The organism is Citrobacter sp. TBCS-14 (genome assembly GCF_005280805.1).
GTDB lineage: Bacteria > Pseudomonadota > Gammaproteobacteria > Enterobacterales > Enterobacteriaceae > Citrobacter > Citrobacter gillenii.
Genome location: NZ_SZWM01000839.1, coordinates 1 through 501, shown reverse-complemented (window position 1 = coordinate 501; position 501 = coordinate 1). Strand labels below are relative to the sequence as shown.

The 501-nt window shown below is 54.1% G+C and carries 1 pseudogene; it reads right to left on the bottom strand.

Features of this window, described 5'->3' with window-relative positions:
- Positions 1-16: 16 nt before the first annotated feature.
- Positions 17-501, bottom strand: a pseudogene (locus tag FDX22_RS21595) (ABC transporter ATP-binding protein); the annotation flags it as partial.

Here is a 501-nt window from a genome sequence, read left to right as displayed (position 1 = left end):
GAAGTCTACTACCCTATCAGAGTCTGAAGTCTTCCCCAAGGTATACGCGTTTAACGTGCTCGTCCTGCAGGATTTCTGTCGGCGTACCGTGTGCGATCAGGTGTCCCTGGCTCACAATGTAGGCGCGCTCACAAACAGCCAGCGTTTCGCGCACGTTATGGTCGGTAATCAGCACGCCAAGCCCGCTGTCGCGCAGGTGTTCAATAATACGTTTGATATCAATGACGGAAATTGGGTCAACACCGGCAAAGGGTTCATCCAACAGGATAAATTTTGGATTAGCGGCCAGTGCGCGGGCGATCTCCACACGGCGGCNNGGGCGATCTCCACACGGCGGCGTTCCCCACCGGAGAGTGCCTGTCCAAGGCTGTCACGCAGATGTTCGATATGGAATTCTTCCATCAGCTCATTGGCGCGATCTTCACGCTGCTCGCTGGAAAGATCGTCACGAATTTGCAGTACCGCCATCAGGTTATCAAATACGCTCAGGCGACGAAAAAT